16 protein-coding genes are annotated in these 14,394 nt (G+C 72.4%); 6 read left to right on the forward strand and 10 right to left on the reverse strand.

Translation table 11 applies throughout. The features are described 5' to 3' along the window. Positions 1–237 precede the first annotated feature (237 nt). On the reverse strand, positions 238–492 hold the full coding sequence (locus tag PSD17_RS06950) for an SHOCT domain-containing protein (protein ID WP_339122172.1): 255 nt from the start codon (positions 490–492) through the stop codon (positions 238–240). 284 nt (positions 493–776) lie between these two features. Here PSD17_RS06950 and PSD17_RS06955 point away from each other — a divergent pair, with 284 nt between their 5' ends. After that, positions 777–1,730, forward strand: a complete 954-nt coding sequence (locus PSD17_RS06955; RefSeq protein ID WP_103384282.1) for an SPFH domain-containing protein — start codon at positions 777–779, stop codon at positions 1,728–1,730. A 7-nt stretch (positions 1,731–1,737) separates the two neighbouring features. Here the strand turns inward: PSD17_RS06955 and PSD17_RS06960 are convergent, their stop codons facing one another. Continuing rightward, positions 1,738–2,391 (reverse strand): heme-binding protein, encoded by a 654-nt coding sequence (locus PSD17_RS06960; RefSeq protein ID WP_103384281.1) that lies wholly within the window; start codon positions 2,389–2,391, stop codon positions 1,738–1,740. 7 nt (positions 2,392–2,398) lie between these two features. Further along, the gene (locus tag PSD17_RS06965; protein ID WP_103384280.1) at positions 2,399–2,833 is read right to left on the reverse strand and encodes an STAS domain-containing protein; all 435 of its coding nucleotides are present in this window, start codon (positions 2,831–2,833) and stop codon (positions 2,399–2,401) included. A gap of 313 nt (positions 2,834–3,146) precedes the next feature. Here PSD17_RS06965 and PSD17_RS06970 point away from each other — a divergent pair, with 313 nt between their 5' ends. The 4 genes from PSD17_RS06970 (at position 3,147) to PSD17_RS06985 (ending at position 5,699) form a co-directional block, all read left to right on the forward strand. Continuing rightward, a complete protein-coding gene (locus PSD17_RS06970; protein WP_103384279.1) occupies positions 3,147–3,764 on the forward strand; it encodes a universal stress protein in 618 nt (205 codons plus the stop codon). A gap of 482 nt (positions 3,765–4,246) precedes the next feature. Then, positions 4,247–5,038 (forward strand): universal stress protein, encoded by a 792-nt coding sequence (locus PSD17_RS06975; protein ID WP_339122173.1) that lies wholly within the window; start codon positions 4,247–4,249, stop codon positions 5,036–5,038. A gap of 101 nt (positions 5,039–5,139) precedes the next feature. Continuing rightward, entirely contained in the window at positions 5,140–5,301 is a 162-nt protein-coding gene (locus tag PSD17_RS06980; protein ID WP_339122174.1) for a hypothetical protein, read from the forward strand. Beyond that, positions 5,298–5,699, forward strand: coding sequence for a nitroreductase/quinone reductase family protein (locus tag PSD17_RS06985; protein ID WP_103384276.1), 402 nt, complete (start codon positions 5,298–5,300; stop codon positions 5,697–5,699). Before PSD17_RS06980 ends, PSD17_RS06985 begins: the two co-directional genes overlap by 4 nt. 50 nt (positions 5,700–5,749) lie before the next feature. Here the strand turns inward: PSD17_RS06985 and PSD17_RS06990 are convergent, their stop codons facing one another. From PSD17_RS06990 to PSD17_RS07005, 4 genes are all read right to left on the reverse strand, one after another. Next, positions 5,750–6,052 carry a 2TM domain-containing protein gene (locus PSD17_RS06990; RefSeq protein ID WP_103384275.1) on the reverse strand — a complete coding sequence of 101 codons (303 nt, stop codon included), beginning with the start codon at positions 6,050–6,052 and terminating at the stop codon, positions 5,750–5,752. A 42-nt stretch (positions 6,053–6,094) separates the two neighbouring features. Continuing rightward, a complete protein-coding gene (locus tag PSD17_RS06995; RefSeq protein ID WP_339122175.1) occupies positions 6,095–6,868 on the reverse strand; it encodes a hypothetical protein in 774 nt (257 codons plus the stop codon). A 140-nt stretch (positions 6,869–7,008) separates the two neighbouring features. After that, positions 7,009–7,740 (reverse strand): CPBP family intramembrane glutamic endopeptidase, encoded by a 732-nt coding sequence (locus PSD17_RS07000; RefSeq protein ID WP_339122176.1) that lies wholly within the window; start codon positions 7,738–7,740, stop codon positions 7,009–7,011. Further along, positions 7,737–8,930, reverse strand: coding sequence for a lysylphosphatidylglycerol synthase transmembrane domain-containing protein (locus PSD17_RS07005; RefSeq protein WP_339122177.1), 1,194 nt, complete (start codon positions 8,928–8,930; stop codon positions 7,737–7,739). The genes PSD17_RS07000 and PSD17_RS07005 overlap by 4 nt, the downstream gene beginning before the upstream one ends. Positions 8,931–9,252: 322 nt before the next feature. On the opposite strand from PSD17_RS07005, the gene PSD17_RS07010 reads away from it, so the two are divergent. Next, positions 9,253–9,699 carry a universal stress protein gene (locus tag PSD17_RS07010; RefSeq protein WP_103384272.1) on the forward strand — a complete coding sequence of 149 codons (447 nt, stop codon included), beginning with the start codon at positions 9,253–9,255 and terminating at the stop codon, positions 9,697–9,699. A gap of 58 nt (positions 9,700–9,757) precedes the next feature. Here the strand turns inward: PSD17_RS07010 and PSD17_RS07015 are convergent, their stop codons facing one another. From PSD17_RS07015 to PSD17_RS07025, 3 genes are all read right to left on the reverse strand, one after another. Continuing rightward, positions 9,758–10,630: a universal stress protein gene (locus PSD17_RS07015; protein ID WP_339122178.1), complete on the reverse strand. Its 873-nt coding sequence runs from the start codon at positions 10,628–10,630 to the stop codon at positions 9,758–9,760. A 132-nt stretch (positions 10,631–10,762) separates the two neighbouring features. After that, positions 10,763–13,357 (reverse strand): glycoside hydrolase family 65 protein, encoded by a 2,595-nt coding sequence (locus PSD17_RS07020; protein WP_339122179.1) that lies wholly within the window; start codon positions 13,355–13,357, stop codon positions 10,763–10,765. Next, a complete protein-coding gene (locus PSD17_RS07025) occupies positions 13,354–14,256 on the reverse strand; it encodes a universal stress protein (protein WP_339122180.1) in 903 nt (300 codons plus the stop codon). The genes PSD17_RS07020 and PSD17_RS07025 overlap by 4 nt, the downstream gene beginning before the upstream one ends. Positions 14,257–14,394: the final 138 nt, after the last annotated feature.

Genomic DNA, 14,394 nt, shown 5'->3' on the forward strand with positions numbered 1-14,394 from the left:
GCCGGAGGCCACGCCGATCCGCCTCGCGCGCGGCCCAGACGGCCGCGTCGAGGCAGTGGCGGGACCCGTCGATACCCACCACGACCGATCGTTCGACATGCGGCGACGCCTCAGAACCAGCCATGACCACCCCCTGGGTCTCGGCGACCGAGCGTTCCACCACGGTGTGGCGGTGGGTGCGGCGAACCGGCCCAACGAACGGGGGCTTTCGTCCCGAGGGTTGCAGGGCAGGGCCACTCAGGGGGCGTGTCGTTGCCCGTCCTGCAGAGCGGTGCGCAGCCGCTGGTACTCGTCGAGGTCGATCTCGCCGGCGGCCAGCCGCTCGTCGAGGATGCTGCGCGGACGGTCGCCGTCCGGGCCGCTCGTCCACGTCCCGGGCCGACGGGCTACGACCAGCACCGCAGCAGCGGCGCCACCCCCGGCAGCGAGCAGGAGCAGCACGAACTCGACGATCCAGACCGTCGGCGACACGTCCCAACCACCCCACATCATCGGGCTGCCTCCGCGGTTCCCCGCCTGGCGATGGACGCCGCGCCGACGATGCCCGCGGCGCGCTCGGTGGGCAAGGGTCCGGGGTCGAGGCGACCGGTGACCGGGACCGGCTGCTGAGAGTTGCACATGCGCTCGAGGGTCCAGCGCCCGGCAACGACCCGGCAGAGGCTCCCTCCTCCCCGGCGGGGGCCGGAAGGCCCGGGACCCGGCCCGGGCCCGATGGTGTTCTGGAGGAGGTCGCTCGACATCTTCCGGCCCGGCGCTGCCGACGGGACCGTCGCGGTATGACAACGACACTTGTGTGGCTCATCGGGGCGGCCGTCGCGGTCGTTTTCGTCGGACTGCTCACCCTCCGGCTCGTACAGCAGTACGAGCGCGGCGTCGTCTTCCGCTTCGGTCGCGTCGTCGAGAGGGTCCGCGAGCCGGGTCTGCGGGTACTCGTGCCGATCGCAGACCGGATGATGAAGGTGAGTACCCGGGTCGTCGTCCTGGCGGTGCCCGCCCAAGGGGCGATCACCCGCGACAACGTGACGGTGAAGGTTGATGCCGCGGTGTACTTCCGGGTCGTCGACCCGGTCAAGGCCATCGTGAACGTCGAGGACTACAAGCACGCGGTGTCGCAGGTGGCCCAGACGTCTCTGCGGACCGTGATCGGGCGCGCCGACCTCGACACCCTCCTCTCCGACCGGGAGCGGATCAGCGCCGAGCTCAAGACCGTGATCGACGCGCCGACAGAGCAACCCTGGGGCGTGCGGATCGAGCTCGTCGAGCTCAAGGACATCTCCCTACCCGAGCAGATGACCCGGTCGATGTCGCGCCAGGCCGAGGCCGAGCGCGAACGGCGCGCCCGGGTGATCGCCGCCGACGGCGAACGCCAGGCCTCCGAGCAGCTGGCAGCGGCGGCCGGCCGGATGTCCGCGACTCCGGGTGCGTTGCAGCTGCGACTCCTGCAGACGGTGTCCGACGTGGCGGCGGAGAAGAACAGCACGCTGGTCATGCCGTTCCCGGTCGAGCTGCTGCGCTTCTTCGAGAACCGCGGTGGCGGCGCGCAGGAACCCGTACAGGCGCCGGAACCTGCGATCCAGTCGATCCCGTCGCCGCACGACGCCGGCCATCGATGGTGGCGCTCGCCCGACGGCGGCGTTCCGGATCCTCTCGGGCGCACGGACGATCTGGTCGACGCCGGTTACACCGTCCGAGGCCCGGACGACATCACGAACTCCGGCCCCGCCGTGTGACGTGTGGTCACGTCGTTCCTCGATGCTCGGTCCGCGTATCCGCTATCGGGACGGCAATTTCGTTGCGACGCCGAAACGGCAGCGTCCACGGGGGGTCGTAGAACCACGCAGCCGGTTCTCCGACGATTTCGATGCCCTGGTCGCTCAGAGCCTTCACAAGTTCGTCGGTTCGGGCTGCGACGGCTCTTCGGCTGCGGTCTCCGCTGAAGCGCAACACGGCGACGGTCTCCCCTGGAACCGTCACGAGCCTGACATCGTCGTCGTCAGGTATGGGCAGTGTCTCCATGGTCCACTTGGACGGCATGAAGAACCGGATCGTCCACCCACCATCGTCTTTCCGCGACTGCGCGACCGGTGCGGTCATGGCGATCTCGTCGCCACGGGCCTGCTGCTGCGCCACAGGGGCCGACATCGCGATTCCTTCGCTGCGATGATTGCCACCGAAGATGTAGCGCGCGAGACGGCGGAATCCGAGATTACGAGCGCGTTCCTCGTCGTCCGCGACCGTGGTCTCCGCCGCGACTCGCGGTCCGTACTGGCGAATCTCGATCGTCGCCGTCAACGGCCGACGGAGGAAGTGCGGTTCCTCCGTGCCGATCCGGATGCCCGCGAAAGACAACACCGACTCGACCAGCTGCGCGGCGATCTTGGTGATCTGCATGGCTTCCTCAGCGTGAGTTGGCTCGGGCTCTCCTGGAACGGAACCGTGTCAACCTGGTCGTTCGGGAGTACACGGTCTCTTCGGGCCTGGTCATGTGGGTCAGGAGCTGTGGTGTGGCCGGGTCGGCGCGGAGTGCCTCGTCAACGGTGGGGAAGCGAGCGAGCCAGGCGAGCTGGGGCCGGTCGCCGATCGGCTCGTGGCCCCGCAGCGCGTGGTCGGCGACGAGCTGCACGGCCGCTCCGTGGTGTTCGGCGGTGCGGCGGGCGCGCTCCAGGGCACGGGCCCCTGCGCCGTCCATCCCGTCGAGACCCCTGAGGTCGATCACCACCCGCTGGACGGGGGGCGTCCCGGGGGCGTTGATCGACAGGCGTCCGTCGAGGAGGCGCACCAGGCGCACCCCTGCGACGGCGTCCAGCCAGCCGTCCACTCCGATGAGATACACCTGCGGAGCAGGGACCTCGCACCATAGTCGGGCTCTCACACCGGACTCCCGTCGCTGCGCAGCTGTCGGCTCCCACCCTCGACGCCGAGGGCCGGGAGCGGACAGGGGCCCAACGGCCCGAGCGGCTACGGCCGACCGACCGCCGCGTAACTCTCACGTGAGCTGACGGCTGCGCGCCCTCGGGCGTGGCGGCGTATGCCGAGGACGATCGTCTCGGGGGCCAGAGTCGTCCGCCTCTGCCGCGACACCCGCGACCTGTCCAACGCTGCCGAGGACGGGAGGACCACCCGTACGACCATCGGGGAGAGGCGCCATGAGCACACCCGACTCGTCCGGCAACCCTTCCCACCCGGTCGTGGTCATCGCACGCGAGCCCGACACCGTGCCGAGCTGGGTTCGGTCCTGGACAAGGCATCTCGGCACAGTGCTGCACACGACCGCCGCCAACGGCACCGCCGCCGCGGTGTCCGCCGCCGGCCGCGCGCTCGAGGGCCTGGTGCTGATCCTTCGCGCCACGTCGTGTGCAGGCGGCGCCGAGACGCCACAGCTGGTCGTGGCAGCGGTGCAGGACGACGCGTGGGATCGGCCTGTCGTGGACACCGCGGCTTCGGTCGCAGACCTGTGTCATGCGCGGCTGAGGGTGTTGCACGCCGTGCCGCGCGCCTTCGGCGAGCGCAGTGTCGGGCTCGCCGAGGCCGTAGATCGAGGCAGGCAGCTGGTCGGCGCTGCTGTGGCACGTTCCGGGATCACGGCGACGGGGCAGCTGGTGCGGGCTTGGCCGCACGAGGTACTCGACGAGACCCTCGAGGCCGATCTGCTCGTCGTCGGCGGGCCTCGTCCCGGCAGTGCTGCCGAGCTCGGGCCCACCGCCCGCGCTGCGCTGTTCCATGCGCCCTGTCCGGTACTCGTCGTTCCACGAGCAGGTCGTTGAGCTGCGCCGGGGGTAACGACGAGCTCGAGGAACTCCTGGTCACCCGTCGGTGAACACGAGGACGTCCGCACGACCTGTGACCGGGCCCATCTCGTCCAGCTCGTGCTCCGCGCGACGTCCGGGTCGAGGGCGACGTCGGCCGGGAGGTGAGCGGGGTCGTACCTCCCAAGACCCCGCGAGCGTGCCCACAGTCCGTGACCGGGACGTACAGCCGACCGGGGCCGATCGGTTCGGCGGACACGGCCGTTCGGCGCGAATGTACGGACCGGCGGCCCCTGTCGAACGGGTGGTGCCGGAGCCGACGCTGCAAGGGTGACCACCAGGACGGGGACACCGCCGCCGGCCCCGGCGGCTCGCAACGGCCGGCGGCGCGTTCGCGCGGTCCGGCACGACGGCACGGGCCGCAGCCGGTTCCGTCCCCGCCGATCACCCACCCCGCGGGAGCTGTCTTCTCGACGGTCCGGTCGCCGAATGCCGCGGCCGTGAGCGCCCGGGTCGTGCTCGCCGCCGATGACCTGGTCACGGCCAGATGGGCGGCAGCAGAGGCGGAGCGCCTGCACGCAGCGCTGCAGGTGGTGGGGACCGGCGACGACATCGCCCGGGCCCGAGTGACGCGCCTGCTGCGCGCCTCCTTCCCCGGCGCCGCGGTGACGTCGCGCCGGGTGGCCGACCCGCTCGGCGCCGACCTGTCACGGGTCGGCGCCTCGGCGGAGTTGATGGTCGTCGCCGCGGTGTCGGGCTCGCGCGTCGTCGGTGACGCGGTCTGCCCGGTCGCCACCGTGCCCCCGACGGTTCCTCCCGTCGGCCGCGTCATCGTCGGGGTGGCGCCCTGGACCGCGCCATGCGTCCTCGACGTCGCCGTCCGCGAGGCGGTCGCACGCGGCGCGGAGCTCGTCGCGGTTCGGGCGTGGGCCGGTCCCGACTCCGACCTCGGCCGAATCCTGCCCGACACCCTGATGAGATGGGACCGCGGCCTGGAGCGGGCCCGCCGCGAGCTCCAGCGGTCGGTCGACCGGTGGCGTACCGAGGAGACGGGCGGACGGTTCAGGTTGCTGACCGTTCGGGACGACGCGGCACCGTTGCTCATCGCCCTCAGCACGGATGCGGAGCTGCTTGTCCTCGGGCGCTCCTCGCGGGGCACGGCGTCGGGGACCGTCGCGAGTATCCCGGTGGGCGACCTGGTGGCCGCTGTCAGATGCCCGGTCATCGTCGTGCCGGAACCGGCCACGCCGCTCGACGCGTCTGCCTCGGAGCGCGCCCGATCGGGTTCGTGACCGTTTCGGGGTCGCCTCGCTCGGCTGCGGTTCCCGTTGGTCCCGGTTGATCGGACCGGTGGTCCCGTGTCCTGATGCCCGGCGACGGTCACCATGACCGCATGCCTTACGACCGAGCGCGAGCAGACCGGCAGAACGTGCGCCCCGCGTCACCGGCGGCCGGTGTGTCGTACGACCGGCGCCAGACCCGGCTGCGGTCCGCCGGCCCGGCCCCGGCGGTCGTCGCGGTCGACGCCCGGCTCCGCCGGGGGACACCGGCGTGACGGCCACGCAGCGCGGCACCCGGGTGTGGCTGTGGCTGATCAGCCACACGCTCAACCGCCTGACCACATCCCTCGCCAGGTCGGGCCACGGGCCCTGGAGCCTCGTCCGCCATGTCGGGCGGCGAAGTGGCCGGTCGTACGAGACGCCACTGCTGCTGGCGCGGACGTCCGATGGTTTCGTCGCGGAGCTCACCTACGGGCCAGCCGTCGACTGGTACCGCAACATCGCCGCGGCCGGAGGGTGCACCGTCGTCCATCGTGGCCGGTCCTACACCGTCGACGGCGTCGAACCGTGCAGCACCGACGACGGTCTCGCGGCGTTCCGCGGAGTGCCGGGCGTCCTGCTGCGGCTGCTTCGTCGCCGCGAGTTCCGGCTCCTGCGCGTCGGGGAGTCGTGATCCCGCCGGCCGGGGCGACGAGCCACGGCCCGGCCGCGCCGGCCCCTGCCCTACCGGCGCATCCGGTTGATCTCACGCTGGATCCGCTCGTCCGTCACCGGACGCTCCACGAACGCCGACCACGCGTTGGCGAGCACCCCGACCCCCCACAACACCAGTGGGATCACCGGCCAGAAGAACGGTGCCCCCGTCCACGACCAGATCGCGATCAGCAGGCCGTTGATCGCGATGTAGATGGCGAGGTGCAACCAGAAGCCGCGCTTCTGCTCGACGCGCCGACGTGCCAGCTCACGCAGGTCCGCCGAATCCTCGGATGTCCTGGGTTCGTCGGTCGAACGGTCGTCGGTACTCATGACGGATTCCCTTCTGCCGCCGAGGCGTGACACCTCGGACGATCAACCGGCCGGCGTGGTCGGGACCTGACCGCGAACGGTCTCGAGCAGGTCTGCGGCGCATTCGCGGAAGACGCGCCAGCGCCGTTCGTTGTCGTGCACCAACCGGGCGGACTCGCCACACAGGTCGGCCGCCCGGGCGAGCAGCTCGGTCGTCGATCGCAGGCGACGCGGGACGACGCGATCGCCCGCGAGATCCACGCGCAGCGCCGCCGGGGTGAAGTCGATGCAGTCCAGCATCTCCGCGGCACGTTCCAGCAGTCGCCCGATGAGGGTCTGCATCCGAGCGGCGAGCCAGTCGTTGGCGATGATGCGGTGCCGTTCCCCGAACACGTCGGCGAGCACGTCGAACTCCAACAGACTCCCGGCGGCATGCCAGCTGCTCTCCATCGCCGTAGCCAGCCAGTCCCCTCCCGCGGCGAATCCCGCACCGGCCGCGCGCAGCTCGGCGATCATCGCCTCGATCTCGACGGGCCGGCCCTCACCCTCCATGAACAACGCGCCGTCGAGCGCGATGGCCGCCTCGCTGTTGAGATCATCGGGCCCCTGGTAGGGGCTGGCCACGACGTCGGTCACGGGTTCGACGGACGCCCAGCGGTCGGCGAGAGCATGCAGGGTCCGGGCGTGGCGCTGCAGGCGCAACGCGGTCTCCAGCGGGGCCGAGGAGTAGAAGCGCTCGTGCTCGGAGTGGAAGCGCGCGAGGTTCGTGATCGCGTCGAGCAGCGCCGTCGGTCCTCCGGTGCTCGCGCCCCGTGTCTCGCGGTCGGTGTCGGTCATACCGGGACGATGCGCTCGAGCGGACCGGTTCCGTAGGGTCCGGCGACCCGCTACCTGCGGGCCCGTCGTCCTCGGAGTCCGAGCAGGGCGGTCAGCAGCGCCGGGTACGACCAGACGGAGTCCCCGTCTGCGCGAGTCCCTCAGCGACCTGTCCAGAACCGAGCTACCCGCACCCCGCACGCATCGACCAGCACGTGCGGCAGCAGCACGGCCCGCACCCCACCGGCGCGCCACGCCACCACCGTCATCACGGTGCCCACCGTCGCGGCGCCCGCCAGGAAGCCACCCCGGCCTCGGTCGGAGGGCCGCACGAGCTGGGGGGCCAGGTGCCAGACGGTGAACCCGGCCAACGGCCAGATCCCGGCCCGCATCTGGTCGCCCGGGAACCGGTCCAGGAACAGACCCCGCCACAACAGCTCCTCACCCAGGGCGTTGACCGCCGCGGTCCCGGCCGCGACCAGAGCGACCCGCAGGCCGACCAGGCGGCGGTTCGGCACCAGCTCGGTGGCGACGGCACCGACGACCGGAAGCGCCAGGACAGCGAGCTCGGCCGGACGGGGTCGACGTCCCGCGCCCAGCACGTCCCGGCATCCGCGCAGCCCGAGCACCCACACCGGAAAGGCTCCGCACCACCCAGCCCAGTACACCGCGAATCCCGCCAGGTGGGCCGCGCGCGGCGACAGCAGACGGCCGAACAGCGCGAAGACCCCTGCCATCGTCACCGGCACCGCGACGGGAACCGCCAGCACGGCCAGGCGCGCGACGTCGCCGTCGTGCCGCCGCGGCCGCCGTGACGGCCGCCGGAGCACCGCCCGGCACAGCCGCGGCACCGCGCGGACCACCGCGTCCGCAGCTGCGACCGGCTCGGTCATCGGTCGCACCGCGCGGTCGGCGTCGGCGAGCACTCGCGCACCGGTTTCCGCGGCGGGTCCCCTTTCCTCGTGACGGTGACAGGTGTCGCTTCCTCCTTCGCGTCCTCACGAGGGTCCGCCCCGTCGGCGGGCTCGACCAGGGCCGAAGACGACGTGGCCCGGCGCGCGGCATCCGAACCGCCTCGATTTCCGGACCGCGCCGTCGGACCAGGGTGGCGCCGCCGGACCGAGCGCAGACCTAGCGCCCAGCCGGACAGGACCGGCGCGCCGACGGCGACCACCCGGTACAGCACTACCCCGGAGATCGCGGCACGAGGCCCGACGCCGGCTGCGACGAGTCCACCCACCAGCGCGACGTCCACGGTGCCGATTCCGAACGGCAGCAACGACAGACCCGAGGCCGCCATGCCCGCCGTGTACGCCAGTGCGAGCCCACCCGCCGACGGCAGAGCGACCCCGCCGGCCGCCAGGCACGCCGCCAGGCAGCCGAGATCGAAGAGCCAGTTCAGCAGGGCGCAGGCGATTGCTGCCATCCAGGTCGAGGCGTGCGGGCGGATCCTGGTGAGGTCGGCCGCGACGCCGTGCAGCCTGCGCTCGACCCGGGACGTGCGCGTTCCGGGATGACGACGCAACATCCGCACCGGCACCGCGACGGCAGCATCCGGATGTGTCGCCAACCACCACGAGCCGAGCACCACCAGGACGAGCAGTGCAGCGCCCGTCGTCACCGACCCGATGGTCACGGCCGCCCCGACGAGGAGGGCACCCGCGGCACCCAGGCCCGCGAGCGTGACGGTGGCCAGCACCCCGCTCGCGACCAGCTGCCAGACCGCGGCCGTGGCGTCGACGCCGCGCTCGCGCGCCCACCGGTAGGCGTAGGTCGACGAGGCCGCGACCCCGGCCGGCGTGCTGCTGTGCACGGCGTTCGTCACCAGGACCCCGGCCAGCACGTCGGCGGTACCCAGCCGCCTCCCCGCTCCCGCCAGCATGGACCGCTTGCCCGCCGCCAACGCGACGAAGGACGCCGCCGTGAGTGCCACCGCCGCCGCGAGCCATCCGGTGCGTGCGACCGACAGCACGCTGAGAGAGCGGAGCAGGGCCGGCCCGGCCACGATCAGCTCGATGGCGACGACAACCACGAAGGCGGCGATGACGACGGGGCCCCGCCACGCGTGCGACGCCGCGCTCATCGCGTCTCCTCTGCCGGTCCGCCTCGTCGTCTCGAGACTGCCCTCGGAGGACGGCACCGAGGAGGTGCGAACCGCCCACCGGTCGAGGTCCGAAGGTCCTGGCCTTCCATTGCGGACGCCACGACCGGAACGCGACGCCGGTCTCGGCCGGTGACATGGGGCCCCACGACCCCCGTTGTGGGCGTCGTACGGCCCGATGCGACGCGAGCTGGCCCTCGACATCGTGAGCGGGCAGCGGACCGGTCCTCGGCAGAGCGATCGCGTCCTTCAGGCCGGGGCATTCCCACCAGGGCTGCTGCCCCGTCGGAGAAGAGGAACCAGCATGACCGCAGACCGGAGCCGGATCGTGGTGGGCGTCGACGGGTCGGAACCGTCGCGGCAGGCCCTGCGCTGGGCACGGTTCCTCAGCCGGGCGTTCGACGCCGAGATCGAGGCCGTCACGGCATGGACGTTCCCGACCGTGGGTGCGGGCGCCCCGAACTGGCCGGACGACTGGGACCCGGCCGCGGACGCCGCGCAGGTGCTGCACGAGGCCGTCGTCGACACGCTCGGCGAGCACCCGGACACACCCGTCCACGAGCGGGTCGTCGAGGGCGGGGCTGCGCGCACATTGCTCGAGATCAGTTCAGGCGCGCGCATGCTCGTGGTCGGCAGCCGGGGACACGGCGGGTTCAGCGCTCTGCTGCTCGGCTCGGTGAGCGCGGCGTGCGCGGAGTACGCAGCGGGTGCGGTGCTGGTCGTCCACGGTGACACCCCGCCGCCTCCCTGACCGAGTTGCCCTGACGCCGCATCGGCACCGGTCCCGCGGGCGGTCCGATGCCGCGCGGTCAGGACCGGGCGATGAGCACCGGGCATTCGGCGAGGTGCAGCAGGGCGTGGCCGACCGAACCGAGCAGCAGCCCCGACACCCGGCCCCGCCCGCGTGATCCCACGACGAGCAGCTGTGCCGTCGCCGACAGCTCGAGCAGCGCCTCGGCGGGCCTGGCGCGCCGCACCAGGGTGCGGACCTCGACGTCCGGGTACTTTTCACGCCATCCCGCCAGCCGCTCGGACAGCAGACGCCGCTCATCCGCGTTGATCGCGTCGAAATCCACGATCGGTCCGAGCTCGACCAGCAGCTGGTCCGACCACGTGTGGACGGCGAGCAGCGGCGCACCGCGCTCCGCGGCCTTCGCGAACGCCAGCTCCAGCGCGGGATCGCTGCGCGCGGACCCGTCGACGCCGACGACGACCGGTCGGTCGTCACCACTGTGGCCGGGGACGCCGCGCACGACCACGACGGCGCAGTCCGCCTTCGCCGCGACGCTCATCGAGACCGATCCCAGCAACAGTCCGGGGACGCCGCCCAGCCCCCGGTTACCGGTCACCAGCAGGGACGCGTGCCGCGACTCGTCGAGCAGCACCGGGACCGCGAACCCGTCGCGGGTCTGCGTGTCGACGTCGAGCCCCGGGTGTACCCGGGTGGCCTGCTCGGCGGCCATGTCCAGCGCGGCCCGCGCCGAGACGACGACGTGGCGTGCCGCCACCTCGCGCGGTTCCCCCTCCTCCACGGGACGAGCCGGCGGCGGCCCCAGTGCGGCGACGAGCCGAAGCGGTGCCCCGGTCGACGCGGCCTCGGCTGCGGCCCACGCCACCGCGTCCGTCGCGGACCGCGAGCCATCGACACCGACGACGACGGCCCCACTGTGCTCTCGGCTCATGGTCTCCTCCTGTTCGACATCGAAGGTCCCTGCTCGAGTCACCCCGACCACTCCAGGCCGTGACGGCGGTCGCGACGAGTTCGCCGACCATCCCCGGTTTCCGGCCACGCTCGTCGGATCGGGGCGCCTCGTTCAGGGTCGAAGGACTCCGGTTCCCGGGTCGGACGACGTGTCCGCCCCCGGGTGCCCGTCCGTGCGCCTGCCGCTGACCGCCAGTCCCGGGCTCTCGGGGACCGACGCCGACCGCGGCGTCGTGCCGGCCAGGAACACGACCGAGTCACCGGGTCCGAGGGTCCGGAAGTCCCCGCCGCACGCCACCCGGATGGCTGTGCCAGGGCCTGCCGGGGCGGACACGCGCACCTCCCGGCCGCTGACCCGGACCTGCACGGACAGTCCCCGGTACTGCACGGCGAACTCCAACGCACCGAATCGCTCGGGCCAGTGCGGGTTGAACCAGAGCGCGTCGTGGCGGGTCTCGAGGCCGGCGAAGCAGCGCTGCAGCAGGTCGACGGAACCGGCCATCGCGGCGAGGTGGACACCCTCCGCGGTCGTACCCCCCTGGACGTCGGCGACGTCGCTGCGCAGCGCCCGCTCGAAGTGGTCCAGGGCCGCCTCCCGGTTCGCCCTGGCCAGCACCCACGCGTGGACCAGCGCGCTGAGCGTCGACCCGTGCACGGTGCGAGCGAGGTAGTGGTCGATGGTGAGCGGGATGACGGCGGGTGGCAACGGGTAGCCGAGCCCGCCCAGCAGCTCCCGCAACTCGTCGGCGGACATCAGGTAGAACAGCATCAGCACGTCGGCCTGCTTGGAGACCTGGACCTCGTCGACCGAGCGACCCTCCGCCTCGAGGATCCGGTCCAGCCGCTGCAGGTCGTCGTACCGACGGCGGTACTCCGCCCAGTCCAGCTCGTCGAGGCGGTGCTGGTCGTGGAACTGCTCGATGATCCCGGAGGGCAGGAACGGCACGTACATCCGCCGGGTCAGCGTCGACCAGTGCAGGAGCTCGGCTGGCGTGAGCCCGAGCCGCTCGACGAGCTCGAGGCGCCGAGTGCTCGGTAGCGTCTCCAGCACCTCGTGCGCGCGGCGGAAGAGCCACACGGCCATCACGTTCGTGTAGGCGTTGTCGTCGACGCCCGGCTCGTCGGCGCCGGGGTAGCGCGTGGAGTACTCGTCGGGCCCCACCACGCCACGGATGCGGAACCGGTCCAGCAGGGGGTCGTAGCTGGTGAGGTCGGCGAAGAACCTGGCGATCTCCAGCATGGTCTCGGCGCCGTGCTCGGCCAGGAACTCCAGATCGGCCGTCGACTGGTAGTAGGTCCAGATGTCGTAGGCCACCGCGAGACCGACGTGTCGCTGCAGGTGGCTGTGGTCGGGGAGCCACCTGCCCGACAGCGGGTTCAGATGCACCGTCTGTGCCTCCTCGCGGCCGTCGCTGCCCGACTGCCACGGGAACATCGCGCCGCGGAAGCCGGCGGCCCTCGCGGACCGGCGCGCGCTGTCGAGCCTGCGGACGCGGTAGTGCAGGAGCGCGCGGGCGAGGACGGGCATCCGCAGCGTCAGGACCGGGAAGACGAACAGCTCGTCCCAGAAGACGTGTCCACGGTAGGCCTCGCCGTGCAGGCCGCGCGCAGGGATGCCGGCGTCGAGATCGAGGTCGTGCGGCGACACCGTCTGCAGCAGATGGAACAGGCCCAGGCGCAGGGTCCGCAGGGTGTCGTCGATCGTGACGCTGCCGCGTGGGGCCGGTTCCACGTCGAAGCGACGCCACAGCTGGGCCCAGGCCAGCTCGTGCGAGGCGAGCAGCTCGTCGAAGCCGCCCGCGTCCCGGATGAGGTCCACGGCCGCCCCCGCCGGGTGCGCGATGGCGACGTCGCGCGATGTCACCATCGTGATGATCTTCTCGATCGTCACGGGCGCTCCTTCGACGAGATCCACGACGACGTCGTGCCCGATCCGTCCGCGGTCGTCGACCAGCGTCCGGTCGTGGCGGCCGACGACGCGTGTCCGCGCCGCCGTGGCGACGAGGATCCCGGACCGGGTCGTCCGTGCGGTGAGCAGCACCGTCTCGGCGTCGACCTCGCGCTGCTCGTCCACCTGCAGATGCCGGCCGGCCATCTGCCGGTACCGCGCGACGCCGGCGTTGGTCACGGTCGCATCCACCTCTGATCGCACCCGCAGCCGCCCGGACCAGTTCTCCGCGATGACGACGGTCTGCAGCCCGGCGACGTGCCGCCGTCCCATGTGGACGAAGCGTCGCTGCCGGAGCGTGAACCGTCGCCCCTCTGCGTCGGCGAAGCGGACCAGCCTGGTGAGCAGTCCTCGGCGCAGGTCCAGGGCGACCCGGTGCTCGGCCGGCCGTCCGGCCCGGCCGAGCGGATCGAGCCACTCTCCGGCTCGGTCGTCGTTCACAGCGATGCGCGTCGGCAGCCAGTTGGGCAGGTTCACCATGCTCTCGGTGGTGACGGTCCGGCCCGCGAGCTCGTCGTCGAGCCGGTTGTAGACCCCCGCGGAGTAGGTGCCCGGATAGTGCACGCCGTCGGCCGAGCTCTCCGGGGCCGCTCCGCGGGTCGCCAGGTAGCCGTTGCCCAACGTGCACAAGGCCTCGCGTCGCCCTTCGTCGCCCGGGTCGAATCCCTCGAAGACGACCGTCCACGCGTCGACGGGCCGCCGTGATGACTCGGACGCAGGTCCGCGACCCGACAGCCCCACGCCGGACGTCGGACTCACCGCGAGGGCTGGGCCGTCGCGACGTCCGCGGGACCGGGCTCCGGACCGGCCGGCACGTAGGGGTCCAGTCGCGCCGGGACGGCGACGATCGGACAGGGTGCGAACTCGATGAGCCGGCGCATCGTGGACCGCGCCGTCGCCGGCTGTGGATGATGACCGACCACGATCGCCCTCGCGGACACGGCGAGGTCGCCCAAGCCACGTCCGACCCCGTCCTGGATCACCTCGCCGGCCACGGCGACGTCCGGGGCCTGGTCGGTGATCCAGCGCATCCCCCAGTCGACGAGACGGTGTGCCGCGGCGTCGTCGTCGGGCGAGATCGTTCCCGACGGGCTCCGATCGGCGGCACAATGGGCGACGAGCACCGGTGCCGCCGACGCCCTGGCGAGCAGCAATGCGGTGTCGAGGACGCCCGGCCCGGTCCTGAGGTCGTCCACTGCAGCGACGATCGGACCGCCCCGTGCGGGAGGCATGCCCGGCCGGGCGCCCCGGACGACGGCGACCGGACATCCCACCCGGCCTGCGAGACCCAACGCGATGTGTCCCACGAGCGTCCCGGACCAGGCGCCGTCGCCGTAGCTGCCCACGACGAGCAGACAGGCGTGCCGCGCACGGTCGTGGAGCAGGTCCACGGTGTTGCCACTCACGATCTCCACAGATGCGTGGGCGACGCCGCAGCGTTCCGCGTCGGCGACGAGCTCGCGCATGTAGGGCGGGAGAGGCGCGGAGGCCACGTCCGCGGAGCCGTGGATCCGGGCGTGCAGCAGCACGAGCGGCGTCCCGGTCGCCGCAGCGAGCTCGGCCGCCCAGTGCAGTGCGACCCGCGACGACGCGGACTCGTCGACACCGACGACGACGGGCCGGGAACGGTGCTGGCTGGACATCTCGACGGCCTCCATGGCGACGCGTGATCCGTGCGTTCCAGCCTCGCGGAGCGGTTCTGAACCCGGCAGGGGCCGTCGGCGGGCCCGAGCCGGGTCGAAGGTCCCCAGGTCGTCGTGTGGCCGGACCGGGCGCGACGGAATGTGGCGCCCTAC

The organism is Pseudonocardia sp. D17, from assembly GCF_036984265.1.
In the GTDB taxonomy this organism is placed as follows: Bacteria; Actinomycetota; Actinomycetes; order Mycobacteriales; family Pseudonocardiaceae; genus Pseudonocardia; species Pseudonocardia benzenivorans.